Genomic DNA, 25,517 nt, shown 5'->3' with positions numbered 1-25,517 from the left:
AACAAGTGGACAATAAATTAATCTCGTCCTTGACAATAGACCAGGCTAGACATACATATGACCTTAGAAGCTAATTTTTTTAGAAACACAATTGTAATCTATTCATGAACTTTTTGGAATTGGGCCTTTCGCCCGCTTTATGTAAAACCCTTGAAACAATAGGGTATACGACCCCAACGCCTATTCAGCAACAAACCATCCCCCATGTTTTGCAAGGTAAAGACGTTTTAGCATCGGCCCAAACGGGCACCGGCAAGACAGCGTCATTTCTGTTACCTTTGATCCAAAAATTGCTTGATACGCCTGGTCGCGCGCGCTTGGCACGGGCGGTTATTTTGGAACCCACACGGGAACTTGCCTTACAGGTTATGCAAAGTTTTCAGGCTTTTACGGCGGACGTGCCCTTAAAAGCTGCTTTGTTGGTAGGCGGGGAATCAATGCTTGAGCAGCAAAAGATTTTAGGCCGCGGAGTCGATATCTTGATTGCGACCCCTGGGCGCTTGCTTGACCTTATTGAACGGGGTCAAATCATGTTGCTGGGAATTCAGTATGTCATTATTGACGAAGCGGATCGCATGTTAGATATGGGATTCATTCCTGACATCAACCGTTTGATGGCGGCCTTGCCCCCTCAAAAGCAAACTTTATTATTCAGTGCCACGTTCCCGAATGAGATCAAAAAACTTGCTGATACGTATTTAAAAACGCCTGAACATATTCATATAACACCAGAAAATCGGACTGCAGCGACGATCAAGCAGTATTTCTTAAAGGTTGGCCCCTTAGAAAAACGCGAAGCTTTGCGGTATGTTCTGGAAAAGTTCGCCAAGGATGAACAGTGTATCGTTTTTTGTAATCGTAAAAGAGATATTAGCTTACTGCTGACGGCATTAAAAAAATATGGCTATCAAACGGCTGCATTGCATGGCGACCTGGCTCAATCAGCACGCAGCGAAACGGTCAAGCAGTTCAAAGAAGGGGTCATCAAAATCTTGGTTGCCAGCGACATAGCTGCCCGTGGCTTGGATGTGGAAAATTTAAGCCTGGTTGTTAACTTTGACATTCCCCATCAACCGGAAGATTATGTCCACCGTATTGGCCGCACAGGCCGGGCTGGCCAATTGGGAATTGCCTTTAGTCTCGTCAGCCCTCATGACCAAAAAGCTTGGCAGGCTGTTGAAAAGTCCATCGATCAGAAACTGGAACCTTTTGAATGGGAAGCCCCTGTTAAGGTTTTGGAAAAACCTGTGCCAAGGGTGGCCGCACAGCCCAACAGAACAAAAGAACAACAACAACAACCCCCACGGCCGAGAGAAAACGATCGCATGCCTTACAAAAAACACCCCAGTCAGGACGATTTTGGTTTCGACTCAGTTGTAGGATTTGGCGACTTTGTGCCAGCGTTTATGTTAACAACCTTCCAACTTAATGAAATGGCCACCGCAGCCCAGGATACTCAATAATGCTGAATGAACTTCAAATGGTAACGCTATCTCCACCTGAATTGATAGAGTTGATAACCGAGATTCTAGACGATAGAAAAGCTCTTGATATTGTAATCCTGGACTTAAAGGATAGGGGAGCCATCGTTGATTATATGATAATTGCATCAGCCACCTCTGGCAGACAAGTTGGCGCCCTGGCCGATACCCTCAGCCAGAGTTTAAAGCAAAGAGGCATTTTACCTGTTGTGGAGGGCATGGCCCAAGCAGATTGGGTTTTGGTGGATGCAGGGGACGTTTGGGTCCATATTTTTAAGCCCGATATCCGCCTGTTTTATAATTTGGAAAAAATGTGGTCTGGCGCACAAGTTCCTTCAGACCTTATCGTTGCCTAAATTTCTCTTCCTTATAATCAATAGATGCATCGTATGGCTGTTCCAAACTGTATCCGTTGTCATTCCCGCGTAGGCGGAAATCCAGTTGTATTTCTGGATCCCCGTTTTCACGGGGATGACGAAGAGGGGGGTAAATGAAAAAAGCCATCATTGCCATTGGCAGCCTTAAAAACCGCCCTGAAAAGGCTTTGTTTGACGCGTTTTACAAACGCCTGACCCCTCCGCCCTTGATACATGAAATTGTCCCCAAGGGGCACGCGACATCATCGCAAGAGGCCGACCTGATGATGACCTTTGTCCAACCAGACGATCATGTGATCAGTTTGGACGAAAAAGGGGCAACACTGACAACCCGAGGATTCAAGGATTATTTGAATCAACGGGAGGGTTCCACCAGACGGTGTGTTTTTCTAATTGGTGGTGCAGATGGCCTGGACGAGAAAATCAAGCAACGGGCAAACTTTTCTTTGGCATTTGGCGCCATGACCTGGCCCCATTTATTGGTTCGAGTTTTGTTAATAGAACAACTTTATCGATGTCAGCAAATTGACAGCGGGCACCCTTATCATCGGGATTAATAAGTGAGTAGACCCCCCACCTAAGCCGTCAATCGCGTAAACAGCGTGGAGGTGCGCTTCAGATGACTCTTGTTTTTCACGGCCATGCCCAAGGCCTTCTTTTGCCCCACCAAGATAACCAATTTTTTACCCCGGGTGATGCCCGTATAAACCAGGTTTTTTTGCAACATGGTGAAGTGCTGCATCATTAACGGAATGACAACAGCCGGGTATTCTGACCCCTGTGATTTGTGGATGGTGGTGGCATAGGCCAGAATAATCTCATCCAACTCGTCAAATTCATAATCAATAGGGCGATTATCAAAACTGATAGTCAATTGCGCATCATCCATATTAATCGACTGGATAAAGCCGATGTCGCCGTTATAAACCTCTTTGTCATAGTTATTTTGAATCTGCATGACTTTATCACCCACACTGTACGACCATCCAAATCGATTGATGCTGGCCTGTGAAGGGGGGTTCAAAATCTTTTGTAATTCCACATTCATATTACGGGTACCCACCAAACCACGGGTCATGGGGCACAGCACTTGAATGTCAGACAACGGATTAAGCTTGAACCGCTTCGGAATACGCTGGGTGACCAGTTTCAGCATTTTATCCAAGGCCCCCTCAGGCTCCTCTGCCTCGATAAAGTAAAAATCGCTGTCCAGGCTTTGAACGGCCAAATCAGGCATGCGGCCTTGATTGATGGCATGGGCGGTGGTGATGATGCGGCTGTTCTGCGCCTGTCTAAAGATTTCGGTCAGATGAATCACGGGCAAAGTTTCTGATCGAATCAAATCGACCAACACCTGCCCGGGCCCGACCGAGGGTAATTGATCGGCATCGCCCACCAGGAAAAGGGCGCACGAGGGGCGCAACGCTTTGACAAGCGCATTCATCAACGGCACATCAACCATGGATACTTCATCGACCACCACCAGATCATAATCCAGCGGATAATCTTCGTCCCTTTTGAACCCCCCCTGGGTCGGATTGGTCTCTAAAAGACGGTGGAGGGTTCTGGCCTCAAGCCCTGTTGCCTCGCTGAGCCTTTTAGCCGCCCTGCCGGTGGGGGCCGTCAAGGCAATGCGCGTTTTTTTGGTTGCCAGTATTTTCAAAATGGCATTAATCAAGGTGGTCTTTCCCACACCTGGCCCGCCGGTAATGACCAAAAGCTTAGAGGCGATCGCCTTTTCAACCGCCTGTTTTTGTGTATCGGACAGGGAAATGTTTGCCTTTTGTTCAACCCACTGAATGGCCAAAACGGGGTTGATGGCAGGCCAAGGAAGCTGGCCTTTCTGCAGTTTCAATAAACGGCTGGTTATATTTTTTTCAGCCAAAAAAAGGCCCTTTAAAAAGATGCACTGTTCCCCCTCCACCAGTTCCTCCACAATGTCGCCTTGAGTCAATTCCAGCTTTAAAGCCTGATCGATGATATCTTGCGGGATTTCCAAAAGCTTTTCGGATAAAGTCATCAATTTATCTTTTGGCAAACCACAATGACCCTGCTCCATGGCTGTCGTGAGGGCGTAGGACAAACCAGCACGGGCCCGTATCAACGACGTCTTTTCAATGCCTAAATTTGCCGCGATTTGATCGGCACTGACAAAGCCAATTCCACGAATGTCTTTGGCCAATTGGTATGGGTTTTCGGATAGTACCTGAATGGCCTTGGCGCCATACGTCTTGTAAATTCTGACCGATCGATTGGTGCTGATGCCGTGGCTGTGCAAAAACACCATAATGTCGCGAATGATCCTTTGATCGGACCAACTTTTGACAATTTGTTCCATTTTGGAGCGGCCAATGCCAGGAACTCTCAAAAGGCGTTCTGGCGTTTCTTCGATAACTTGGAAAACATTCTCTTTAAAGGCGGCCAGCAACTTTTTAGCATAGACAGGGCCGATGCCCCGAATCATGCCAGATCCTAAGTATTTCTGCATCCCCTCCAGCGTTGTAGGGGCCGTCACGGTCAGGGATTGCGCCTTGAACTGCAGGCCATGCTGGCGATCATGAATCCAGGAGCCAGAAGCTTGAACAAACTCCCCCGTTGCAATGGCCGGAGTATGCCCAATCAGGGTCACCAAATCCTTCTTTCCCTTCACCTGCACTTTTAAAACGCCAAAGCCCGTCTCGGCATTGTGAAAAGTTACCCTTTCAACCAGACCGGCGATAGTTTCAACGTGAAGGATTGGAGCTGACGTTACCATAAGCTATCAGTAAAAGTTTATACTGACCCTTTGTAGCACTTATAAGCAGTGGTTTTCAAAGAAGAGATTCCAGTAAATCTGCGATATTGATCGTTTTATAAAAATAGTTTTTGTCGTAAACAAACTCAGAGACATCGCTTAAGTGGAAAAAGACTGGCGCCACCCCGAATCCAGAAGGGGGAGAAAAACGAGATACCTTATCCTTCATCAAATCAATAATCTCTGGTCCAATATCGCGACGTTTAAATTTGAATTCGCACATATACAAGGTGTGGGTCTTTGTTTGAATTAAGTAGTCAATTTGACACCCACGATGTCGCGTTGTTTGTTGCCTAAGGTATGGATTGTCATTTGCAATATCTGCGGGATTGATTCCAATAGATTTCAGTAAAAGAGGGCGATTTTCAAGAAGCAGGCTTTCCACCTGAAGCCCCATTATCGCCTCCCAACCAGGAAGCTGCCTGAGGGCCACATCTTGAAAACTACCTTGTTCAATTCTTTGCCGGTTGGGTTCTATGTATTTTAGGTAAAAGCGTAAATAACAATCGCTGAGTCGATAAATGCTTTGTTTACTTATGGCACCAGTTTTAATAGACCATTGGTAATGCTTCGTGACAAAACCCGACGTTATAAGATCGCCAACTATCTCACTGAAAGTACCGCTACGAGGATAATTGAGTGCGTTTCGCAAATCAGCCAGTGTCTTATTCCCGGCACCTAACTCCTGAACTATTTCCTTATGGGTTTTGCCATGTCCATCAAACAAATCATGAAAGATGCGATCAAATTCCTGAACAAAAATACTGTCTTTTTTAAAGCACAAATTTTTCAAATTGGTATCAACGGTTTCAGAAGGGATGATTTTTTCAAGGTACCAAGGAATCCCCCCAGTGATAGAAAGAATTTCATAAATTTCAAAGGGCGATCCTTTAAAACCAATGGATTTCAGAAATTGCCCGCATTCTGGCAGAGAGAAAGGTGTCAGGGTAATTTTTAGGGAAATACGTCCAAAAAACGCTGTGCTATTGATGATATTTTTTTCAATCCATGTGGAGACCGAACCGCAAAAAATTAACGTTAAGCTTGGCTTATGTTGAAGGTAAAGGTCCCACCAAATTTTAAGCTTCCCTACAAATGTTGGATCTTTTGAACCCATCCATGAGATTTCATCAAATAGAATCACCGTTGGTTTTTCGGTAATATAATTTGTTAAATGATTGAAGGCGTCGCTCCAATCAGAAAAGGATAGAGGGGGCAACTTAAAAATTTGAGCAAACTCTCTGGCAAAGACATCTCGTTGATTTTGGGCAGTCACATTTGTTGTAGGAGGCAGGCCAGAAAAACTGAAAAATATTTTGTCTTTGGCAAATTCTTCGATAAGTCGACTTTTCCCGATACGCCGTCGTCCTTTGATGACAGCCAGTCCAGGCCCATGCATTTTGCTCATCCGATTAAGGCTTGCCAGCTCTTCTTTACGACCAATAAAAGAAATCATAGGATTTTCAACTCTTGCCCATTTCATACATATGCATAACATGCGCAGTCTGAACAACCAATAAAAAATTGCGCAAACCGTTCAAATGTCATTTATGCGCAGACCTCAAAAATTCCAAAATGATTCGAATTTTGTATATAAATCTGTGATTACAAATAACTCACTGGAATTGCTGTCACTGTACTTGATAAAGGTATATCCGTTTCTTTTAAGCAAATCACCGCTCCTTCCCCCCTAGAAAGTGCCAGTTTAGTTATGCCGTTAAAGCTTTTAGTGGCATGCAGACTGGGATTGGCCGTTTTTTTGAACTCTACCGGGTATAAGCAGAAAGAGTTCAATTCTTATGCATCATCTTTTTCGTGTAGAATGCCAGTCTCCTCCGTATTACACGAATTCAGCCTGTTGATCAATTAGACGACAGGAAAATTATTGAACCCTTTAGAAAACAATGCTTTCAACAAAGAGATTTCAGAATATTAAAACATACCTAATCATAAATTACGTATGGATAAAGCCTGCAGAATGCATCACAGTCCGCTAACGTTTCTCTTACATATAAGGTTTTTTTAGTAATGCGTTACAAATTATGTATACCAGTTGTTTTGTTAATGATCTTAAATACGGGCGGGAACGCTAGTTCCATGTCAGATTCAGACCTTGCTGCTTCTTCTGCGGCTGCTTCAAAAAAGGCAGAACTCACAGCCTGTATAATCCGGGAAGGCAAAGGGCAAATTAACATGAGGGGGTCAGCTATAACTCAAACATGGCCGACAGGCTACGATTTGCCTTTACCAACAGGCAAAAAATATTCAATCCAAAGGTTAGAACACAACAAATATCCCGCACCAACTGCTGCCGTTTTAAGAAGTTGGGATCCGGCGAATTTTTCAGACTTAACAACTTACAAAAGAGGCGACAGGTTGCCAGAATGGCAGCTTTTGGTCCATGGCCTTGAACTAAAGCATCTGGTCAAAGGAATCGATCGTAATTCTTTAGATGATTTTGTCAGCAATCAGTTGAATCATGGGGTCCCTTTGGGAGATGCGTTCATCCCTTATTACCCTTATTTCTTTCACAAGAAAACAATCGTTTCCGCCTCTGTCATCAGTCAAAATTTAACGGCAACTTTCGGGAATGCCGGTTTTGTTTTGCGCGCACCTGCTGAAAATTACATATTTTGTGGCAAGGAAGATATTCACAGCCCTACCGACAAAGATTTTTACCCACCAGTAGCATCGGCATCATCTTCTCTAACAGATACGATGGAAGCTGTATTTACGGCTGTTCGTGGTGGGACTGTTGGAGAGTGGGAAATCGGGGAACGTTTTAAGAAACATCGTTTGCTTAGCTTAACTAACCTTATGCCATCAGAAAAGGTCGTTCCTGAGGGAATGGCAAAGGCTATTCCAATTTCTGAGAGACAATCCGAAGAACAGAAAATTTCCGACGAAGAGATAATAGCAACAGCAAAAGCCATGGGGATTCCTCAAAGTAGAATAACCCCTCAGTCGCTTCAAGCCCTGAGGCAAATAATAGCAAATGATACTCCTGCACAGGCTCTTCTCAAAGGTCTTAAAGAAAGGATTGTGGAGAAGTCTTGGTACAACGAGGTCGCTTTAAACCCTAAAAGAGGAACGGCGGAGGTCCTGATCCATGGCGTTTTCCTGCGCTGCCCTTTGAGTAATTTTAACGCTTTCCAAAAACAGCCTTATGTTGTCAACCTTTTGGCAATTGCTGAGGCCTTTGACCTTCCCGTTGTCCTTATCAATGACGGGAATCAATACGAAACGTCGCTGTAAACGGGTTCAAAAGTCCCTTATTGTTCCGCAATAAGCCAGGCATTCTTGTTGGTCAGGGTTGAAGTCATTTTCAACCCACCATTGTTCACAACACGCCAACAACCTTCCCATTTCGGGGCCGGCGGGAATTCCCTGGCTTAACAAATCTTGCCCTTTAAGGGGGAAAATCAAGGGCGGCTGAGTCTTCGCCCATTCCAAGTTGGCCCTTATGTGGTCCGGATTGAGGTCGTCCTTTAGCACACACCAACTTTCAAAAAAACCATAGCCTTGTTTGTACAAAACCCAGCGCCTGTCAGTCTTTTTTATCCAAAGGTTCATCTGTTTTAAAAACCCCAATTGGGTATGGCTAATGCGGAAGTAGGTTTCATAAAATCCGGAAGCTTTACTTTGAAAAAGGGCCCACAGGCGACGCAATGGTTCAGGGGTCAGCTTCCACATCCGCTCGATTTCAAACAACCGTTGCAGAAAGCTTAAATCAACCGGTTGATCATAAAGAACTTGAAAAATGTCGTCGTTTTGCATCAACGCTAATGCCTGCTCCGGATGGGGGGCCGCCAGCAATTTCAAAATCTCCTGCTGAACGCGCTCAACAGACAACTGTTTTAAACCAACCCTTAAATTATGAAGGGCTGGAATGGGGGCGGGATCGCCTTTTCCAAAATAGGCCAAAAAACGATAATAGCGTAAAATGCGCAGATAATCCTCGCGGATGCGCTGATCCGCATCGCCAATAAAACGGATGATTCCTGCTTTTAAGTCAGCTTCACCTTCAAAATAATCATACAGGGTCCCTTGAGCATCCAAGGATAAAGCGTTCATTGTAAAATCACGACGCTTGGCGTCCTCCACCCAATCGGTTCCAAACGAAACCTGGGCATGACGGCCATCGGTTTTCACATCTTGGCGCAGGCTGGTAATCTGAAATCCTTGATGATGAATCACCGCCGTGATGGTGCCAAATTCGATGCCGGTGGGGATGACTTTAATGCCCTGTTGGCGAAGGTGTTGCGAAATTTGTTCAGGTGGCGCAGCCACAGCCACATCGATATCGATACTTTTCAAGCCAAGCAAAGAATCCCTCACACATCCCCCAACCAATCGCGCGTCGAAAGGTTTTAGAACCTTGAACAAGGTTTGGATGGCCGGCTGGTTAAGCAGCATTCTTGTCAATTTTATCAAGGCGTCGTTGATGACGCCCACCGTCGAAATCAGTTTTCAAAAAAGCCATAACGCATTCAAAAGCAACAGCTTCATCGCTAAGACGACTGCCCAGGCACAAGACATTGATGTCGTTATGTTGGCGGGCGATGGTTGCCTGATTGGCATCATAACAGCACGCGGCACGAATGCCTCGGTGCCGGTTAGCGGCAATCGCCATACCCATTCCGGTACCACAAATCAGAATCCCTTTTTCAGCCTTTTGATGAAGGATCCTCTCGGCCACCCGTTCTGCAAAGTCAGGGTAATCAACCGACAACTCATCGTCAGTGCCGCAGTCAATGACGTGAAAACCATGCGCCTTCACTTTTTCCATCAAGTGTTGTTGAAGCAAAAAGCCGGCATGATCACAGCCAAAGACGATAACAGAAGTGCTACCGATAACCTCACTCATAATCTGTCCCTACAAAAAATAATTTTAACTGACAGTATCAGTTATTTTTTCTATAGAAAAGAAGTCCATACGCTCTAATTAGCTGCTTGCGGTTACAGTAAGCTGTTGGTTGTCTCCAGGTTCCCATACGTTTATTTTTTGAGAATCCTGCCATGTTTTACCAAATTTATATTCTAAAGTCAGGTTTACAGGAAAGCGCATAGTCAGAGAATTCCAGGTTGGGTAGCTTGAGGTTCCATCATTACTCATATTCAATAGAGCGTTAAATGCATCAGGACGGGGTGCCCAATTCCCCAACAGAGGATGGTTCCCACCGACAAAAACATTTTCTCCCAAAAGGGTTTGTGATGAACATGAAAAAGCCACGTCAGCACTAGGGCGTGTCATCAATTAAGCCAAATAGCCGCAGCAACCAAATGTATGGCTCCCAGGAAGTTTCGAGCTGTTTTATCATATCGAGTGGCTATGGCTCTGTATTGTTTAAGTTTGTCGAAGAAGTTTTCGATGAGGTGCCGGGCCTTGTAGAGGTCTTTATCATACGAACAAGGGTTGATCCTATTCTTTTTTGGGGGAATGACCGCCTCACATCCTTTCTCTTCAAGTTTTTTTCTCATACGTTCGTCTGCGTCATAAGCCTTGTCAGCTAAGACGGCACCAGCTTGCGTAAGGTTATCTATTAAGGCATCGGCACCTTCTAAATCGTGATCTTGTCCGGCTGTTAAATAAAACCCTGTTGGATTTCCCAACGCATCACAGGTGGCATGAATTTTGGTGCTTAATCCTCCTTTGCTTCGTCCAATCGCTTGGTCAGCTGAGAATTCTTTTTTTTAGCACCAGCACTGTGCTGATGAGCACGCACTATACTTGAATCAATCATAGCGTATTCATTGTCAGCATCTTGGCTTAATAGCTCAAAAATTTTCTTCCACACACCTGATTGGCTCCACCTCGAATGGCGTAGATGAATAACTCTAAAATCCCCAAAACGTTCCGGTAAATCACGCCACGGAATTCCAGCTCGATATCGATATAGAACGGCTTCTATAAATAGGCGATTGTCTTTTGCTGTTGCACCAACATATCCTTCCCTTCCAGGTAGCATACCCTTAATGCGATCCCATTGATCATCCCGTAATGCGTAGCGTCTCACCGAAAAAAACCTCGTAAAATTTTTCTCAATTAAAACAGAAATCTATGACTTATTCAATTGATGACACGCCCTAGTTTGGCCAGCCGGAGATTGCAAAATCAAAAATGCCGCATTTCTGAAAAAGACATTGATTTTGGGGGTTGATATACCAGAAGCCATGGTGTAGGTATTGCCCCACTTATCTTTGTACGTTCCATCAGGAATATAAAACGGCAGCTGGGCATTACTGCGGAGATCATTCTGAGACAAAGTATAGGATGACCAGCCTTTGTTAATAACCGCAAATCCATACTGACGACCTATCAACAAAACGTCATTGTTTAACGCTTTGGCGTATTCGTGCGGGGCGTTTTTTGCCTCCATTTGTGTTCGAAAATCAAGGCCCCGTTCAATTAGCTGGGCTATGGAATCTTTTTCATCCTCAAAACGTAAAACAAGAAGCGGCCCATTGCATCGTTTTGTTGCCATCAAATAAGCAATTGCCAACTGAGAGTTTACGATGTTCGATGGATCAGCATGATTCCCATTACTGTAATACGTGGCTACTTGACCTGTACTAACTCCCGGATATTGATCATGAAGTATAGAAAATGCCGTAGCCGCCGCATTCCCTAAAGCCCAAGGGGTAACAAGGAACCCCATCGGCTGATTGCTGCCTGCGAAAATGTTTTGCAATAATCCCAACGATATAAAATCTTCAATCGGAGAAAGCGGTAAATAGGGGCTTGTAACGTTGTACTGTGGATCAGCAACTTCACCATGACCCCATGTGAAAAACTGACCCCCATTCTTTTCTATCTGTGTTTTGGCCTGTTGGAAAATGTCTTGCACGTTGCCTGGAGAAAGCTGTTTCATACCATCCAGTCGAATACCTGTAATCCCAATATCACTTAAAAGTTGAAAATAGTTTACGATCATCGTTTGTACGGAGGAGTTGCCTGTGTTCAAATCAGGCCCCCAATCCCAAGTCGTATATCCATATTGTCCAGTACCCCGTTGAAAAAAGAAATTATTTGGAAAATTCAGGCCAGACAGAGAGAAAGTGTTATCGGTGGGATCCGTTGAGTCACAAACAATAGGATGCAGGTCTGAAAGGCCCATAGAGTTAACATTCGTATTAGCCCCACCATGATCCCAAGATATTTGGTGCATAACAACGTCTGCAATAATCCCAAGTCCGTTTCCCTTGGCGGCATCTATAAGCGCCTTTAAATCAGCAAGGCTACCGTAACGACTGTTGCCTAAGCGATATCCTATGATTGTGCCATCGGATAAGGGAAGGCCGTATTGATTGATCGTTTTTTTACCTTGTCCGAATACAGCATCAAGCTCAGTTTGATATGAACTGTCCAAAACAACCACATAAGGCTGGTATGAGAGGTACCAAATATCTTTGAAATCATAACCACCAGGACTAAGTTTAGAATACCGAGGTTTACATATAGCCGGCGGTGAAATTTGTATATGCGTATAACCCCTGGCTTTAATGCTATCCAAACGATTCATTATGGGGGTTGTGTCTTCATCGCTGAAAGTTAAATTCCTGTTTATTTTCCCCGTCCCCGTACCAATTGTTTTAACAAAAGGCAGATCAAAAGCATGGTAAATGGCTGTTGGAACTTTGGTTGAGTCATAGAAAAACTTAGGACCATTCAAAGCTGCTGACCCGCTGGCATGGGCAGAAAATGGAACTGCCAAAAGGAATAAACCTAAAAAACCACCTATTCTCATAACATGCTCTACCATTAATCAACAAATAAAAAAAACAATTATTTATTGTTGCATTTATTTGTTAACTTATAGTTAATGGGGGGGGGGGGGGTGTTTTATGACAAGTTGTGGGCATGCCCCTGTCTGGCCATCGATGCGTTGGGAAAAATTTCTTGTGCCTGCTGTTCAAGTTTTTTTAAATCATCATCGGTGTGGTAAGGGTGGTGGTGATAAAGAATCAAATTTTTTGCGGCCACTTTATTAGCCAAATCAGCCACCTGCTTCACCGAAGAATGTCCCCAGTCGGGATAACGGTCGGCTTCTTGATCGTCAAACATCGCATCATGAATCAACAGGTCAAGACTGTGCAACCAGTCGTAAAAGGGTTGCGTATTGATGGGGGCCGTGTCGGTCACAAAAGCCAGAGAATAGCCATGGCGATCAAAGCGGTAACCAGAACTTCCCCCGGGATGGTTCAAGGGAAAAGCTCTTATAGACCAACCATCACCCTGCCAAACATATTTAAGGTCGTGATAAAAAACGGGGGCTTTGGAATCTTTCAAAGACAATGGAAAATAAGGGGGACTTATAAGGGTTTTTAAGACTGCCTCAATGCCAGGATGGGCACTGATAAAATGAATATCAAAGGGGCAGTCTGGTTTCCACAGCCAATAAAAACCCATCAGACCTATGATATGGTCCAGGTGAGCATGGGTTATAAAGAAATAAATTGCGTCTGGTTTGTTGACCTGTTGTTCCAGATTTTAGGAAAGATTGATCAGGCCAGATCCTGCGTCAAACACTATCAAATCCTTGCCCACCCTTAAGGATGTGCAGGATGTGTGCCCCCCATAGTGATATTCCGGTCCTGATTGGGGGGAGCTGCCCCTAACGCCCCAAAAAGTTAATTGCATAAGACTCATCCGCCTTGTGATTAATAACCCATCTTACCCCGAATACCTAAGCTTAAACAATCAACAGCCATGCCTTTCTAGAAACCCACTGGGTTATCACCTTTCTATCCAATTGCGCTTACAGCGAATTCGAACATACATTCTCAAGCTTATGAAAATAGCCTATAGTACCCGAGAATTCATCTTGTCTATCTATCCTCTGACCAACTTCACAGGGTAAATAGAAATGATATAAATGTGTGGCAGAAGTAAGAAAATTAACCACTGACCCTTTGTGGATCCGGGTATGGTATGCCTTTAAAACCCTAAGTTGATTTCCTTTAGGAAGAGCAGGCAGTGTGTACAGTTCAGAGTTGTAAGATATATCCAATTCTTCTAAATGTTCAGCAGTTTTAAGGTAACTGTTTAACATCTTTTGTTTAAGTCCTACGCCACGTACCATCAAAATCTTGATGTTTTGACCTATATTAGCGAACAATGTTTCAAGATGCGGGGTCCATTGACATCCAGATATATGTAATTCCTGTAAATTGGTATTGAACTGAAGAAAATACCCTAATTCTGCATGGCTAACTCTAAGCTTGCGTTTGTTCTTAACAGTCAATGATTTTAGGTTAATTTTATGTTCAGAAAGAATGGGCAGAAACCTAGTAAGCGTTCTCGCTAAAACAGTTAAATGATTTAGATGCGGTGCAGCTTCTTTAAGCTCTTCGCGGAATCGGTCATTATTCAAATGTGTGTTTTCTAAATGCCAGGAGTAGTATGTCAAGCGCTTGTCTTTAACATGTTTTAAATTGTATTTAATATGTTTTAAGAATTGGTGTGATACCAGGCACATATCTTTATAAAATGCAGCATCTACAAAAAAGCCACAAAGAATATGGGAAAGAATTTCCTCTGGCAGGGTATCAAAATGATTTCGACCTCCCTCGGAAACCTCCACTCTTTCATCCTTACTAGAGGGCACAGCAGCAGTGGCCACAGATGAAGAGCTGTTAGATGAAGTGGCTTCTTCGCTTAAGCAAAGAACAGGGGAAGTAGCCGCAGCTAATGGGGCATAAGATGCAGCCGGTGTGTCCCCTTCAATTTTAGGTTCTTCCATGGAAAAACCAGGGGCAGTAAGGGAAAAAAGGAAAAACAATACGGTAAAAAATTTAATCATCGGTTGGCGCTTGCATTAAAAATTGATTCTGTGCGGTCACCCTAGAAACATTGAAAACAAAAATCAACAGTAAAATGCAAATTTTGCGCTACGGCCCCGCGAAAAAAGACCTGATGGCTTTTCAGGAGTGCTGGAGACATTAGTCGATTTTAGCGATTCGCAAAATATTTGTTCCACCCGCCTTGCCAAAAGGAACGCCCGCTGTAATCAAAATTTGCTCGCCTTTTTTTGCGAAATTTTCTTTAAAAGCCAAATGGCAAGCATTTTCAACCATTTCAGCAAAGCTGTTGATGGGGGGGACAAGAACAGCATGGACGCCCCAGACCAACCCCAGGAAACGTGCCGTTTGCAAATTGGGCGTCAGGGCCAAAATGGGGGACTCAGGCCGTTCGCGTGCGGCCCTTAAAGTGGTGGAGCCCGTATCAGAAAAGGTAACAATCACAGGCACTGAAATGATATGTGCAATCTGGCGGGCAGAGGCGGTGATGGAATCTGCCACTGTTGGTTGGGGTTGGGGGCGTGAATGGTCAACCATTTGGCGATAAACTGGGTCGCGTTCTGTTTGGATGATGATTCGATCCATCATGGCCACGGCCTCCACGGGATATGCGCCAGATGCTGTTTCTGCCGATAACATAACTGCATCAACGCCATCATAAATGGCTGTGGCCACGTCGGAGGCCTCGGCCCGCGTTGGGGATGGCGTGTGCACCATCGAATCCAGCATTTGGGTTGCCACCACAACCGGTTTGCCAGCCTGACGGCAACTATGAATGATACGTTTTTGAATGCTGGGAACTTCCTCCGGCAGCATTTCTACGCCCAAATCACCCCGGGCCACCATCACGGCATCAGACAGACGAACAATTTCATCCAAATATTGAATGGCCATTGGTTTTTCAAGCTTCGCGATAACCTTAGCCCGACCTTGGATCAGATTCTGCGCCTCCAGGATATCGGCTGGTTTTTGCACAAAGGATAACGCGACCCAATCCACCCCCAATGCCAAACCAAAGTCCAGATCATGGCGGTCTTTGTCGGTCAGCGCTGAAAGGGGCAACAAGACGGCTGGAACATTAACCCCTTTGCGGTTCGACAATTCGCCACCGGTCGTCACGATTGTTTCAATTGAATCATGGCTGTAGCGGATAACTTTCAGACGCAACTTGCCATCATCCAGCAATAAATCTGTCCCTGCTTCGATAGCTTTAAAAATTTCGGTATGGGGAAGACAGACCCGGTCTTGGGTACCAGGCTCGGCATTTAAATCGAATGTAAAAACCTGGTTGGGCTTCAGAACAACCTTACCTTCCGCAAAGGTGCCCACACGCAATTTGGGCCCCTGTAAATCCATCAATATGGTGATGGGACGGTTAAAGTGTTGTTCCAGTCTGCGCAAAGTTTCAAAGTTTTTTTGATGGTCTTCGTGTGTGCCATGGGAAAAATTAAGGCGGAAAACATCCGCCCCTTTTTCAAACAACGTTTTGATGACGTCTTCATGGCAGCTGGCCGGACCCAAGGTCGCCACAATTTTAGCATTTCTCAGTCGACGCACAGGAACCCCTTTACCATATCAGCATACAAAGTCTAAAATTTCCTCACCTTAGACCGTAATGCCATAGGAATTCAAGGTTCCATGGAATCTATCTCACCATCATCAAAAGGGAACGGGCCTGGAATATTCTCATAAAACCCATCATGAGTTCCCTCGGCAGGCTTTGCTTTAACTGTTTCTTTTTTGCCAGCGGGCTGTTCCAAAATCTCTTCAATACGCTCCACTAGAGTCTGTTTTTTGATGGGATCAATAGCTTCTAAGACGTGCTCTTCTACTAATTTTTCTTCAATATCTAAAATATCTTTCAAATGTTGAGCAGCCATCTTTTTTACGTTAATGCCTGCCAAATCATCATTCAGAACCTTTGGGAGAAAGTTAAGGGAACCTTTATATTCTGAAGTTTCCCTTCTTTTTTTGGCTAACTTCTCAAGTTTTGTCTGAATTTCTTCATCTGTCATCTCTAAACTTGATTGTTGCCCCATAGAGACAACGGGGGCTTTTTGGGACGAAGTTGCAGCTGATGCGCCAGTATTTTTTCCACCCTCATCGTGTGACGAATGGGCAAGAGTACCAAAACCTGTAGTGCCAATAAAAAGCATTAAAAAAGCGAGTGAGCGAGTGTATAAGATCTTCATAAACGTGATTCCCTAATAATAAACATATTCTATTATTACAGGAAAATGTTTAAGGAATAATTAATTTGAGCAACCACATGTATGAATGTGGTAAATCATGAAAGATTCCCTATATAATTAAAGGTGTCTTCAGCTTACGTATATTCAATCATGAGTTATCAACATATTCTTTTGGCCCTGTTAGTAGCCATCGTTTGGGGTTTCAATTTTGTCGTCATCAAAATTGGGCTGACCGAGGTGCCGCCCTTTGCGTTTGCCTTTTTTCGGTATGCTCTGGCTGGGTTGCCTTTGGTCCTTTTTGTCAAACGCCCCGCCATTTCCATCAAAATGCTGATAGCCATTGGGTTAAGCATGGGACTTATCAAATTTTCCTTTCTTTTTGTCGGCATTAACCTGGGGATGAGCGCGGGTTTGGGGTCTTTGATTTTACAAAGCCAATCCTTTTTCACGATCATTTTGTCCTTATGTGTTTTTCACCAACGATTATCTTGGAAACAGGGCATTGGCATTTTAATCGCCTTCACCGGCATCTTCCTAATTGGGCATGGAATGCATTCATCGTCTAGTCTGGCTGGTTTGCTGTGTGTTTTGTGTGCGGCTTTTTCTTGGGCTACGTCCAATATTTTGGTCAGAAAAGCGGGACCTTTGGATTCGTTTGCCTTGATTGTTTGGACAAGTTCTATTCTGCCCTTGCCTTTTTTGGGCATGAGTTATGCCTTTGAAGGGGGGATCGAAACGTTTATACGCATAGGCCAACAACTAGATTGGACAGGGCTTGGATGCATTTTGTATATTTCCTGGATTGCCACGTGGATCGGGGGAACAGGGTGGGCCAAGCTGATGCATTTATACTCCCCATGTATTGTGGCCCCCTACTCTCTTCTGATCCCTGTGTTTGCCTTTTTATCGGGATGGTTGTTTTTGGGTGAAACGATTTCCCTTCAAACGATGTTGGCATCCTTTTTAGTATTCACAGGCTTAGCCATTAACCAGTGGCCGGGTGGCTCTTGGATGCCGTCTGCTTTTTTAAGGCAACATACCGCTTTCAAATGATTTTCCTAGATTTTTGGAAAAATCCTAATAAGACTTCACAAAATAAACTTGGACAAATCCTGGTTCTTGGCCAAAGGACCCACCCTGTCTTGAACATGCTGGCCGGTGATTTCAATAACCTTCTCTTCAAGCTCGCTGGCATCAAAGCTGATTTCTTCCAAAAGCTTTTCAAGAATGGTGTGTAAACGTCTGGCGCCAATATTTTCAATGTTCTGGTTAATGTGGGCCGCCAGGCTGGCCATTTCGTCAATCGATTCGGGGGTAAAGGTCAATGTCACCCCTTCGGTTGCCATCAAGGCCTTGGCCTGTTCAATCAGGTTCGCCTCCGGCTCGCTTAGAATGCGTACGAAATCTTCCTTTGTTAAGGCCTTCAGCTCAACCCGAATCGGCAAACGCCCCTGCAATTCAGGCAACAGGTCAGAGGGCTTGGCCAGATGGAACGCGCCCGATGTGATAAATAAAATATGGTCCGTTTTGACCGTGCCATGTTTGGTGGCAACGTTTGTGCCTTCAATCAACGGCAATAAATCCCGCTGGACCCCTTCCCGGCTAACATCACCGCCTTGCCGTTCAGAACGGGCGCAGATTTTGTCGATTTCATCGATAAAGACGATACCCTTTTGTTGAACGGTTTCGATGGCTTCCGCAATAACTTTCTCCTGATCAAGCAGCTTGTCGCTTTCCTCTGCCATTAAGACTTCAAAAGATTCTTGTACACTTAATTTGCGTGTTTTTGTGCGCCCCCCACCAAAGGCTTTACCAAACATATCACCCAGATTTAACATTCCCATCTGCGCCCCCGGCATACCAGGAACATCGATGGTTGGCATATTTAAACCAGCATTATCAGAGACCTGAATCTCAATTTCTCGATCGTTTAGCTCGCCCTGATGCAAAAGGGTGCGAAATTTTTGACGCGTTTCTGGGCTGGCTGATTCCCCTACCAGAACATCCAGAACTCTCTCCTCGGCGTGACTTTTTGCCTTAACTTTGACTTCTTCCCGCAGGCGTTGACGCGTCATGTGAATGGCAATTTCAATCAAATCACGAATGATTTGTTCTACATCACGACCAACATATCCAATTTCGGTAAACTTTGTGGCCTCGACCTTTATAAAGGGAGCTTGAGCAAGCTTGGCCAGACGACGAGCAATCTCAGTTTTTCCAACACCCGTTGGCCCAATCATCAAAATGTTCTTCGGCAGAACTTCTTCTTGCAATTCTTTGGACAGCTGCAGGCGCCGCCATCGATTCCTAAGGGCGACGGCAACGGCTCGCTTTGCATCGGTTTGACCAACGATGTGGCGGTCTAATTCAGCAACAATTTCGCGGGGGGTTAATGTGGTCATTTCAAACTTCCTAAACTTCAGTCGACAGGGATTCAATCACAACATTATTGTTGGTATAAATACAGATATCAGCCGCGATTCCAAGGGATTTTCGAACAATGGTTTCTGCGTCATAGGCATCAACTTGGATAAGGGCGCGGGCGGCTGCCAGGGCAAAACCACCGCCGGAACCAATGGCCATAATGCCATCCTCGGGCTCTAGAACGTCGCCGTTACCCGTCAGAATCAAAGAAACCTTGCTATCTGCCACGGTCATCATGGCCTCTAAACGTCGCAGATACCGATCGGTTCGCCAATCTTTGGCCATTTCAACACAAGCCCGTGACAGCTGAGAAGGGTATTGCTCTAATTTGGCCTCTAACCGTTCAAACAACGCAAAGGCATCCGCGGTTGCCCCTGCAAACCCAACGATAACCTGGTTGTTCGCCAAGCGCCGCACTTTGCGGGCCTGCGATTTAATGACTTGCGATCCCAAGGTCACCTGGCCATCGCCACCAATGACCACTGTGTTCCCTTTTCGCACCGAAACAATGGTGGTGCCATACCAACGGTCAGGCGCATGCGTCGAATGATTCATGAAAGAAACCTTTATTTTTTATTTCATTGGAGGATAGCTGTTTTCACAAACTTTAGCTAGGTGGGTATTAAGCCAACCAGGCGGGCTGGCGCCTCGGTTCCGCCTTGCGTTTTAATCGGTAAGGCAAGCGTATAAGCGCCTAATCGGGGCATCTTTAGGGCATGGGCCACATTTTCGACAATGTATTTTCCAGCCCCCAAAATAAGCTGGTGCACAGGAAAGCCATCAGTCGGCCGATCAGGTGAAAGCGTATCAATTCCCAAACCAGCGATGGCGCGATCTAACAACAACTGGGCAGCATCCCTACCGACACAGGGGAAAATATGATTGTTTCGATATTGGTCAGGCTGCGTCCAAAACCGTTCCCAGCCCGTATTAATAATCACAAAAGCATGGGGCGGCAAGGAACCATACTGGTGCTCAAAATCTAAAATATCCTGTGGTGTAACTGTGTACCTTTCATGGGCATGGCCTGAAACATCAATCACCGCGCAAGGGGCTGACAGCTGATCAAGGCTTAACTGGTCAATGCTTTGCCCACCAGGAATACAATGGGCCGGCGCGTCGATGTGCGTGCCGATGCCAGCGTGGAGTTTTAATTGCTGAACCCGAAATTTAACATCCGTTTCACAAGAATCATAATCAAGCTTGACCTGTTGGTGGAACCCGCATCCGCCCGTCCAGGTTGGAATATCGGGCGTTAAGGTGTGGGTCAGATCAATCAGAGTATAAGGGAATTTATGGGATTTCATGCCGTTCTTATATCAAATCTATGTCTTGAATTTTCCCCCATTAAAGCTAGAAAACGCGACAATTTCAAGGAAAAATAAGTATAAAATTTCGAAATGAAATCTTTAATATTTTTCTAATTTTGAATTAAAATTTTTATTTTGATTTTTTAAATTAAAGAACCTATGTATTAATTTATTATTAAGATAGAGAGGTTATTATGAAATTTAAAAATTTAGCGTTATTTTTGGCAATCGGTGCATTAAGTCAATTGAGCGTTTCTGTTGTCAACGCCTCTGAGGCTGACGTCGATTCTGGCAGTAAAAGCAAAACCTTACCTAGTTTACGAACCAGTGGGGCAAGTCGAATTTCGGATATTAAATTTATAGAAGCACTTAACAAATTAGAGTCAAACATGAGGACGTTCGATTAAAAGAATACTCCTCAAAATCAGCTCGCGATACTGAGCTTCTTAAATTCTATCGAAATGCCGCAAACTATATTGGTTCTTTTATTGAGAAAGGAACCAATAGCCCTTCATACATAAGTGTAAATGCAAAGTTTGAGCAAAAGATGTATAGGAAATTAGAAAGAGAGCTTCGCGCACGTCTTGCTTCAGCACAAAACAAATCGAGGTTCTTTAGCAGCCTCCTCACCCAGTAAGATCTGCGTATCCTACAATCTCCATGGGCTCAAATCCCATGGAACTTTTCTACAAAGGACGTGGGTCAGGAATATAACTTTGTAATCGATTATCAGCGGCATCAGGTGGCAAACCAGCATCATCCATGATGGTGGCTTTTAACAAAATGACCAGTTCGACCACCTGATCACCTGCCGTATGTGAACTAAACAATTCTCTTACAACCTCAACATCTTTTAAAATGGGCAGCCCGTTCGTGTCTTGGACCGACCGGACCTCCATCAATCCCCCCAAGATGGCCACGCCGCCATCTTTCAGGCGTAAAATTGAATCAATCTCGCGCACCTCCACCACCGGAATAAGCGATGGTTTGCTGGGCGTTGTTGACCCATTGGCTGGCAGCGAATTGTTAATGATATCAACCGCCGGATCGGAAACCGATTTATTAAGCCGTGAAATGGTGGGCCTTAGGAACAAAATAATCTCGCCCGTTTCCGCATCAATAGAGGGGTGAACCGTCATGACAAACCCAATCGGGACGGTTTGAATATCACTGGATATGCTGACCGATTCGCGCTGGACAGCAGTATTATATTGCTTGTCATACCGAAGTCGGAAATACACTTGATTCTGCGCCACCTTTAAAATGGCCGCCTGGTTATTCATCACGGTTAATCGGGGGCTGGACAAAGTTCGCGAAACACCAAATTCTTGCAACGCCTCTAAAATCGAGGAAAATGTCTTACCAGCCGCCCCGAAACTGACCACACCACTTTGCGCAGAATTGGGGTCTAAAAAGCCGCTTTGACGGGCCAAGTCGCCAAAGGGCGCGTTCGCTTGCCAATCACTTCTGGTGCCGACCTTTTGCCAGTTGATGCCACTTCGGAATTCATCTTTTAAAACCACCTCGATAATTTTGGCCTCAATCAAAACCTGACTGCTGGCCGCCTGTCGCAGCGTGTTTAAATAACTTTTGACCAATTGATGATGTTTCGACGTTCCACAAATGGAGACGACACCCCCTTGGCGATGCAGGGAATAAGTCCCGGGAAGGTTCCCTTTAGAGGCGTGAGAAAGGATGACCTTAAGGTTACTTTCCAATTCAGTCCAAAAATCATTATTGCTGGCAATTTTGACAGCACTGTTGGAACCGTTATCTTGGGCATTTTTACCGGAGGGGTTAGAGGCATCGGCAAAAACATCGGTGGCAATAGAAATGCGATTTTCGCTGCTGCGGGAAAGATTCAAAAACTGCACATTATAATTTTCCACATAGACAGAATCCGTCTCGATCCGAAGGCTTTTGTTAATGATTCTGTATCGCAATCTCGCCAGCTGGCAGATGCTTTCAATCACCTGAATAAAAGGGGTTTCCTTGGATGAGAAAACAACACGTGCGTCAATTTTAGGATCCAGCTGTAAATCAATGTTTGCCTGTTGGGCCAAAGCAATCAGAACGGGCTTTAAAGGCATAGAGTCGCTGAGGTTTACGCTGACCGTTTGAAAAAAAACGGCGGGGATGTCATCAGATGGGCTTTTAACGTGGGAGACGCGTTGTTTTAAGGGTGACGGATCAGCAGGCGTGGTGAGTTCCCGCGTTTCCTTCTTTGTTATTTCCGGAGCCAGGGCATCTTTTTTTAACACCTCACGGCACCCTGTCAAAGTCATGCTAGCCAGTACCAGACATAAAAGATGCAATTTACTCATGGAATAAGCACATTTAGATCAGGAATGGGCGCATGACAATGTATCAATTTATTCATAAATTCCATCCTTAATTAAAACAAGGTAACGATTAAAAGTTAACGTAGCCCTTCGGCAGATGTCGCCTTTTGAGGAGCTTAGCGCATGCGCGATGGAGAGTAGATTGAGAATGATAAAAAACCCATAAGCCAATTTCTTTTCTGGGACTGGTTTATGTTGGACAATCATGATAGTCTCCTCCTGTTATTCTTGGGGAACCTAAGATGGGATCATGTCTTCTAAGGGTTTATTAGATAGAATGTCTTAGGTTCCCTATGTTATGGCTTGCACTTTTTGTTGGAAAAATGCGTGCCGTAACAAGTTGAAACTTACCGCAAAAGACATGGGATATAGATAGGAACGATCTAGCAAAACAGTAGGAATCTTCTAGGAAAAGGGTAAGAACATTTCCTAGAGGATGATTTTGAAGACACGATCAATTAAAAGGCCAGTTAGTTTATCCTTCCCTTTTTGACTAGCCGCTAAAAAATGGATGTTTAATGAAAAATTCCTTCCAGTTTCCTCAAGAAATTTATAATAGGTGTTTGAAAGAAGTCGCAGGCATCCAATTCTCTTCGCGAGAGATTGACGTTATTGCGTATATTTTGTTAGGCGAGGAAACAAAGCAGATCCCTTATAACATGCCCATTGCCGAAGAGGTGGTTAATGGTAAAACAGCTTTCACCTATAAGATATCTGACAGCACGGTCGAATCTCACATAGAAAATATTTATGAGAAATTGTCACCTTTTGCAGAACGCTATAAAGATGACCTAAAAAATATCACGAGAAAAAGGGATAAAATAAAGTTTCTCGTCGATAGGTCTGGTAAAAAACCAACTTTTGAATCTTATTGTCACGCCCTTAAGGCTGAAAATTTATTCCTTAATCACTTAGAAAAGATATTTCAAAAACTTTCATCCCTCATCAATTTGAAACAGACGATTACCTGTCAGATTAATTATTGGGACCCCTCTCCTTTCAATCTGACTCCCATAGCTTATACATATCTTGCCAGGCATTTGAATGATCGGCAAAAGAAGAATGGTCATAAGATTATGACGACCACTTTAAAAGGAGGGGGATGGGACAGCGCAGAAGCTAAGACAAATTACTCCTTTTATATTTTACCGGCAGAGGTTGCAACTTCTCTCAGCACTCAAGACAGTCATATTCATCAGGCTTTTGCTCAACTAGAGAAAGAAGCGGCTGAGAAAAATCAGCACCTTATTTTCCTTTTACACAATTGGAAAGAAAAGAAACCTGTACCTAAAGAAATACGTCATTTTCAGTGGAGTCATTTCAACGAACCAGAAAACTATTTTCTGTCAGTTTTTCAAATTCTGAAAAGAATGTTCCCGCACATATCGATTGAAAATGAAATTGTAGCCTTCAAAATTGAATATGAAAAACTTCGTCCCAAAGAAGAGGTGCCTTCCCAAAAAAAGAAAGTTATAACGGTTGGGCTCATAACATTTGGCGTGGCCTTTTTAGCTATCTTTATATGTATTGTTATGGGGCTCTTACCCTTTCAGAAACGCTCAACCCAAGCAGATAATAAGTCGATTCATTCTGATCTTGTCCTTCCTGTTGAAACAGCTTTTTTAGAGCGCCTTGGTATTCTGGCGCAGATAGAAAAAAAGTTGGACGGGAAAGACGACATACAAACGGTTGTGCTGGTCGGTGCAGGTGGATCAGGAAAAACGACCCTTGCAAGACACTTTGGACGCCGCTGTAAAGCCTCGATTGTTTGGGAGATTAATGCAGAAACTAAAGTAAGTCTTATGAATTCGTTTAGGGATTTAGCTCACAATCTTATTCAAACGGACGAGCATAGAAAAAAGCTTGACCTTATTCAAAATACGCGAAATCTGGAAGAACAAGAAAAACAACTTCTAAGCTTTGTGAAACAGGGTTTAAAGGAGCAGTCAAATTGGCTTTTAATCTACGATAACGTTGAAAGCATTGAAGACGTAAAACCATATCTACCGCAAAATCAATCAGTTTGGGGTAGGGGGAAGATCATCCTAACAACCAGAGACGCCAACATAAAGGATACAAGCTTTATACAACCTCAAAATGTTATTGAAATCGATGAATTGAACCAAAACGAAGCTTTAGCCCTTTTCACAAAGATTCTACATAACGGTCACACCGACCCTTCGGAAGATGTCATTGGCTTTTTACAAAAGATTGCGTCGTTTCCTTTAGATGTGTCTTTAGCGGGATACTATATCAAGAACACGTATATTACCTATAAAGACTATCTGGATCTTTTGAATCAGCACTCTTCCGATTTTGAAGAACTTCAAACGGGTCTTCTTAAAAAATCGGGTCATTACGGGCAGACGCGGGACAGAATCATCACCATATCCTTGCAAAAAATTATGGAAGACCATAGGCAAGAATTTAAAGAGCTGCTTTTGTTTATCAGTTTGTTGGATTCTCAAAACATTCCCTTAGAGCTGCTCAGCACCTACAAAGAAAAGATACTCGTCCATAATTTTATTCACCTTCTAAAAGAATACTCCCTTGTCATTACACCTGAAGAGTCGGGTCCGGCAAATTTTTCGCTGCATCGGAATATTCAATCCACCATGTTAAGTCACCTTACCCAGCTTCTGAACCTTGAAAAGGATAAGCATCTTATAGAGCAAATCGGGCTGGTATTTAGACAATATATTGCCAAGGTCATTGATGAATGCGTATTCCGGCGAATTCGAACGGCAATTCTGGTTTTATCCGAATGGCCGTTCCGGTTTAATTCGAACGGTGAAT

24 protein-coding genes are annotated in these 25,517 nt (G+C 44.2%); 7 read left to right on the top strand and 17 right to left on the bottom strand.

Annotated features, from left to right (window positions below):
- The first annotated feature begins 104 nt into the window (after nucleotides 1-104).
- The 3 genes from EQU50_RS07970 (at nucleotide 105) to EQU50_RS07960 (ending at nucleotide 2,415) form a co-directional block, all read left to right on the top strand.
- Complete coding sequence (locus EQU50_RS07970; protein ID WP_130154592.1) at nucleotides 105-1,463, top strand: DEAD/DEAH box helicase; 1,359 nt, start codon at nucleotides 105-107, stop codon at nucleotides 1,461-1,463.
- Complete coding sequence (gene rsfS / locus EQU50_RS07965; RefSeq protein WP_242508848.1) at nucleotides 1,463-1,837, top strand: ribosome silencing factor; 375 nt, start codon at nucleotides 1,463-1,465, stop codon at nucleotides 1,835-1,837. Before EQU50_RS07970 ends, rsfS begins: the two co-directional genes overlap by 1 nt.
- 134 nt (nucleotides 1,838-1,971) lie before the next feature.
- Nucleotides 1,972-2,415: a 23S rRNA (pseudouridine(1915)-N(3))-methyltransferase RlmH gene (locus EQU50_RS07960; protein WP_130154591.1), complete on the top strand. Its 444-nt coding sequence runs from the start codon at nucleotides 1,972-1,974 to the stop codon at nucleotides 2,413-2,415.
- A 20-nt stretch (nucleotides 2,416-2,435) separates the two neighbouring features.
- Here the strand turns inward: EQU50_RS07960 and recD2 are convergent, their stop codons facing one another.
- Together recD2 and EQU50_RS07950 are read right to left on the bottom strand one after the other, a co-directional pair.
- Entirely contained in the window at nucleotides 2,436-4,613 is a 2,178-nt protein-coding gene (gene recD2 / locus EQU50_RS07955; RefSeq protein WP_130154590.1) for an SF1B family DNA helicase RecD2, read from the bottom strand.
- Nucleotides 4,614-4,668: 55 nt separating this feature from the next.
- A complete protein-coding gene (locus EQU50_RS07950) occupies nucleotides 4,669-6,135 on the bottom strand; it encodes an AAA family ATPase (protein WP_165380404.1) in 1,467 nt (488 codons plus the stop codon).
- A gap of 545 nt (nucleotides 6,136-6,680) precedes the next feature.
- Here EQU50_RS07950 and EQU50_RS07945 point away from each other — a divergent pair.
- Entirely contained in the window at nucleotides 6,681-7,907 is a 1,227-nt protein-coding gene (locus EQU50_RS07945) for a hypothetical protein (RefSeq protein ID WP_130154588.1), read from the top strand.
- A 6-nt stretch (nucleotides 7,908-7,913) separates the two neighbouring features.
- Here the strand turns inward: EQU50_RS07945 and EQU50_RS07940 are convergent, their stop codons facing one another.
- The 10 genes from EQU50_RS07940 to EQU50_RS07900 all read right to left on the bottom strand — a co-directional run bounded on the left by EQU50_RS07940 (nucleotide 7,914) and on the right by EQU50_RS07900 (nucleotide 16,645).
- Nucleotides 7,914-9,107: a CCA tRNA nucleotidyltransferase gene (locus EQU50_RS07940; RefSeq protein ID WP_165380403.1), complete on the bottom strand. Its 1,194-nt coding sequence runs from the start codon at nucleotides 9,105-9,107 to the stop codon at nucleotides 7,914-7,916.
- Nucleotides 9,058-9,519: a ribose 5-phosphate isomerase B gene (gene rpiB / locus EQU50_RS07935; protein WP_130154586.1), complete on the bottom strand. Its 462-nt coding sequence runs from the start codon at nucleotides 9,517-9,519 to the stop codon at nucleotides 9,058-9,060. Before rpiB ends, EQU50_RS07940 begins: the two co-directional genes overlap by 50 nt.
- A gap of 78 nt (nucleotides 9,520-9,597) precedes the next feature.
- Complete coding sequence (locus tag EQU50_RS07930; RefSeq protein WP_130154585.1) at nucleotides 9,598-9,906, bottom strand: carbohydrate-binding module family 20 domain-containing protein; 309 nt, start codon at nucleotides 9,904-9,906, stop codon at nucleotides 9,598-9,600.
- Nucleotides 9,906-10,669 (bottom strand): IS5 family transposase gene (locus EQU50_RS07925; RefSeq protein ID WP_130153426.1). Its coding sequence is split into 2 segments (ribosomal slippage): nucleotides 9,906-10,334 and nucleotides 10,337-10,669, totalling 762 coding nucleotides; the frame shifts between segments, so codons are not numbered across the junction. The genes EQU50_RS07930 and EQU50_RS07925 overlap by 1 nt, the downstream gene beginning before the upstream one ends.
- Nucleotides 10,670-10,711: 42 nt before the next feature.
- The gene (locus EQU50_RS07920; protein WP_165380402.1) at nucleotides 10,712-12,367 is read right to left on the bottom strand and encodes an alpha-amylase family glycosyl hydrolase; all 1,656 of its coding nucleotides are present in this window, start codon (nucleotides 12,365-12,367) and stop codon (nucleotides 10,712-10,714) included.
- 128 nt (nucleotides 12,368-12,495) lie between these two features.
- Nucleotides 12,496-13,140, bottom strand: a complete 645-nt coding sequence (locus EQU50_RS07915) for an MBL fold metallo-hydrolase (protein ID WP_130154583.1) — start codon at nucleotides 13,138-13,140, stop codon at nucleotides 12,496-12,498.
- 3 nt (nucleotides 13,141-13,143) lie between these two features.
- Nucleotides 13,144-13,293, bottom strand: coding sequence for an MBL fold metallo-hydrolase (locus EQU50_RS08415; RefSeq protein ID WP_165380401.1), 150 nt, complete (start codon nucleotides 13,291-13,293; stop codon nucleotides 13,144-13,146).
- Between the two features lie 118 nt (nucleotides 13,294-13,411).
- The gene (locus EQU50_RS07910; protein ID WP_130154582.1) at nucleotides 13,412-14,455 is read right to left on the bottom strand and encodes a leucine-rich repeat domain-containing protein; all 1,044 of its coding nucleotides are present in this window, start codon (nucleotides 14,453-14,455) and stop codon (nucleotides 13,412-13,414) included.
- Between the two features lie 139 nt (nucleotides 14,456-14,594).
- Nucleotides 14,595-16,010: a pyruvate kinase gene (gene pyk, locus EQU50_RS07905; RefSeq protein ID WP_130154581.1), complete on the bottom strand. Its 1,416-nt coding sequence runs from the start codon at nucleotides 16,008-16,010 to the stop codon at nucleotides 14,595-14,597.
- A 71-nt stretch (nucleotides 16,011-16,081) separates the two neighbouring features.
- Nucleotides 16,082-16,645 (bottom strand): hypothetical protein, encoded by a 564-nt coding sequence (locus tag EQU50_RS07900; protein ID WP_130154580.1) that lies wholly within the window; start codon nucleotides 16,643-16,645, stop codon nucleotides 16,082-16,084.
- Between the two features lie 150 nt (nucleotides 16,646-16,795).
- Between EQU50_RS07900 and EQU50_RS07895 the strand changes: the two genes are divergently transcribed.
- The gene (locus EQU50_RS07895) at nucleotides 16,796-17,698 is read left to right on the top strand and encodes an EamA family transporter (protein WP_130154579.1); all 903 of its coding nucleotides are present in this window, start codon (nucleotides 16,796-16,798) and stop codon (nucleotides 17,696-17,698) included.
- Between the two features lie 35 nt (nucleotides 17,699-17,733).
- Here the strand turns inward: EQU50_RS07895 and hslU are convergent, their stop codons facing one another.
- From hslU to EQU50_RS07880, 3 genes are read right to left on the bottom strand one after another with little or no spacing between them, the layout of a single operon-like run.
- Nucleotides 17,734-19,047: an ATP-dependent protease ATPase subunit HslU gene (hslU, locus tag EQU50_RS07890; RefSeq protein ID WP_130154578.1), complete on the bottom strand. Its 1,314-nt coding sequence runs from the start codon at nucleotides 19,045-19,047 to the stop codon at nucleotides 17,734-17,736.
- Nucleotides 19,048-19,057: 10 nt separating this feature from the next.
- On the bottom strand, nucleotides 19,058-19,624 hold the full coding sequence (gene hslV / locus EQU50_RS07885) for an ATP-dependent protease subunit HslV (protein ID WP_130154577.1): 567 nt from the start codon (nucleotides 19,622-19,624) through the stop codon (nucleotides 19,058-19,060).
- A 56-nt stretch (nucleotides 19,625-19,680) separates the two neighbouring features.
- Nucleotides 19,681-20,376 (bottom strand): cyclase family protein, encoded by a 696-nt coding sequence (locus tag EQU50_RS07880; protein ID WP_130154576.1) that lies wholly within the window; start codon nucleotides 20,374-20,376, stop codon nucleotides 19,681-19,683.
- A gap of 197 nt (nucleotides 20,377-20,573) precedes the next feature.
- Here EQU50_RS07880 and EQU50_RS07875 point away from each other — a divergent pair, with 197 nt between their 5' ends.
- Nucleotides 20,574-20,786: a hypothetical protein gene (locus EQU50_RS07875; RefSeq protein WP_130154575.1), complete on the top strand. Its 213-nt coding sequence runs from the start codon at nucleotides 20,574-20,576 to the stop codon at nucleotides 20,784-20,786.
- A 279-nt stretch (nucleotides 20,787-21,065) separates the two neighbouring features.
- Here the strand turns inward: EQU50_RS07875 and EQU50_RS07870 are convergent, their stop codons facing one another.
- Nucleotides 21,066-22,703, bottom strand: a complete 1,638-nt coding sequence (locus tag EQU50_RS07870; RefSeq protein WP_130154574.1) for a secretin N-terminal domain-containing protein — start codon at nucleotides 22,701-22,703, stop codon at nucleotides 21,066-21,068.
- A 48-nt stretch (nucleotides 22,704-22,751) separates the two neighbouring features.
- The gene (locus EQU50_RS08410; RefSeq protein ID WP_165380400.1) at nucleotides 22,752-22,928 is read right to left on the bottom strand and encodes a hypothetical protein; all 177 of its coding nucleotides are present in this window, start codon (nucleotides 22,926-22,928) and stop codon (nucleotides 22,752-22,754) included.
- A gap of 311 nt (nucleotides 22,929-23,239) precedes the next feature.
- Between EQU50_RS08410 and EQU50_RS07865 the strand changes: the two genes are divergently transcribed.
- Nucleotides 23,240-25,517: NB-ARC domain-containing protein (locus EQU50_RS07865; RefSeq protein ID WP_207216342.1), on the top strand; the 2,278-nt coding region annotated here is incomplete at its 3' end.

Source organism: Candidatus Finniella inopinata (genome assembly GCF_004210305.1).
Taxonomy (GTDB): Bacteria; Pseudomonadota; Alphaproteobacteria; order Paracaedibacterales; family CAIULA01; genus Finniella; species Finniella inopinata_A.
Note: the sequence above shows the minus strand (reverse complement) of the source record. Positions and strands in the feature narration are given on the sequence as shown.

Coding starts and splice junctions, on each gene's coding strand:
- EQU50_RS07970 (WP_130154592.1), top strand. CDS start 105: ATGAACTTTTTGGAATTGGGCCTTTCGCCCGCTTTATGTAAAACCCTT.
- rsfS (WP_242508848.1), top strand. CDS start 1,463: ATGCTGAATGAACTTCAAATGGTAACGCTATCTCCACCTGAATTGATA.
- EQU50_RS07960 (WP_130154591.1), top strand. CDS start 1,972: ATGAAAAAAGCCATCATTGCCATTGGCAGCCTTAAAAACCGCCCTGAA.
- recD2 (WP_130154590.1), bottom strand. CDS start 4,613: ATGGTAACGTCAGCTCCAATCCTTCACGTTGAAACTATCGCCGGTCTG.
- EQU50_RS07950 (WP_165380404.1), bottom strand. CDS start 6,135: ATGAAATGGGCAAGAGTTGAAAATCCTATGATTTCTTTTATTGGTCGT.
- EQU50_RS07945 (WP_130154588.1), top strand. CDS start 6,681: ATGCGTTACAAATTATGTATACCAGTTGTTTTGTTAATGATCTTAAAT.
- rpiB (WP_130154586.1), bottom strand. CDS start 9,519: ATGAGTGAGGTTATCGGTAGCACTTCTGTTATCGTCTTTGGCTGTGAT.
- EQU50_RS07930 (WP_130154585.1), bottom strand. CDS start 9,906: ATGACACGCCCTAGTGCTGACGTGGCTTTTTCATGTTCATCACAAACC.
- EQU50_RS08415 (WP_165380401.1), bottom strand. CDS start 13,293: ATGCAATTAACTTTTTGGGGCGTTAGGGGCAGCTCCCCCCAATCAGGA.
- EQU50_RS07910 (WP_130154582.1), bottom strand. CDS start 14,455: ATGATTAAATTTTTTACCGTATTGTTTTTCCTTTTTTCCCTTACTGCC.
- EQU50_RS07900 (WP_130154580.1), bottom strand. CDS start 16,645: ATGAAGATCTTATACACTCGCTCACTCGCTTTTTTAATGCTTTTTATT.
- EQU50_RS07895 (WP_130154579.1), top strand. CDS start 16,796: ATGAGTTATCAACATATTCTTTTGGCCCTGTTAGTAGCCATCGTTTGG.
- hslU (WP_130154578.1), bottom strand. CDS start 19,047: ATGACCACATTAACCCCCCGCGAAATTGTTGCTGAATTAGACCGCCAC.
- hslV (WP_130154577.1), bottom strand. CDS start 19,624: ATGAATCATTCGACGCATGCGCCTGACCGTTGGTATGGCACCACCATT.
- EQU50_RS07880 (WP_130154576.1), bottom strand. CDS start 20,376: ATGAAATCCCATAAATTCCCTTATACTCTGATTGATCTGACCCACACC.
- EQU50_RS07875 (WP_130154575.1), top strand. CDS start 20,574: ATGAAATTTAAAAATTTAGCGTTATTTTTGGCAATCGGTGCATTAAGT.
- EQU50_RS07870 (WP_130154574.1), bottom strand. CDS start 22,703: ATGAGTAAATTGCATCTTTTATGTCTGGTACTGGCTAGCATGACTTTG.
- EQU50_RS08410 (WP_165380400.1), bottom strand. CDS start 22,928: ATGATTGTCCAACATAAACCAGTCCCAGAAAAGAAATTGGCTTATGGG.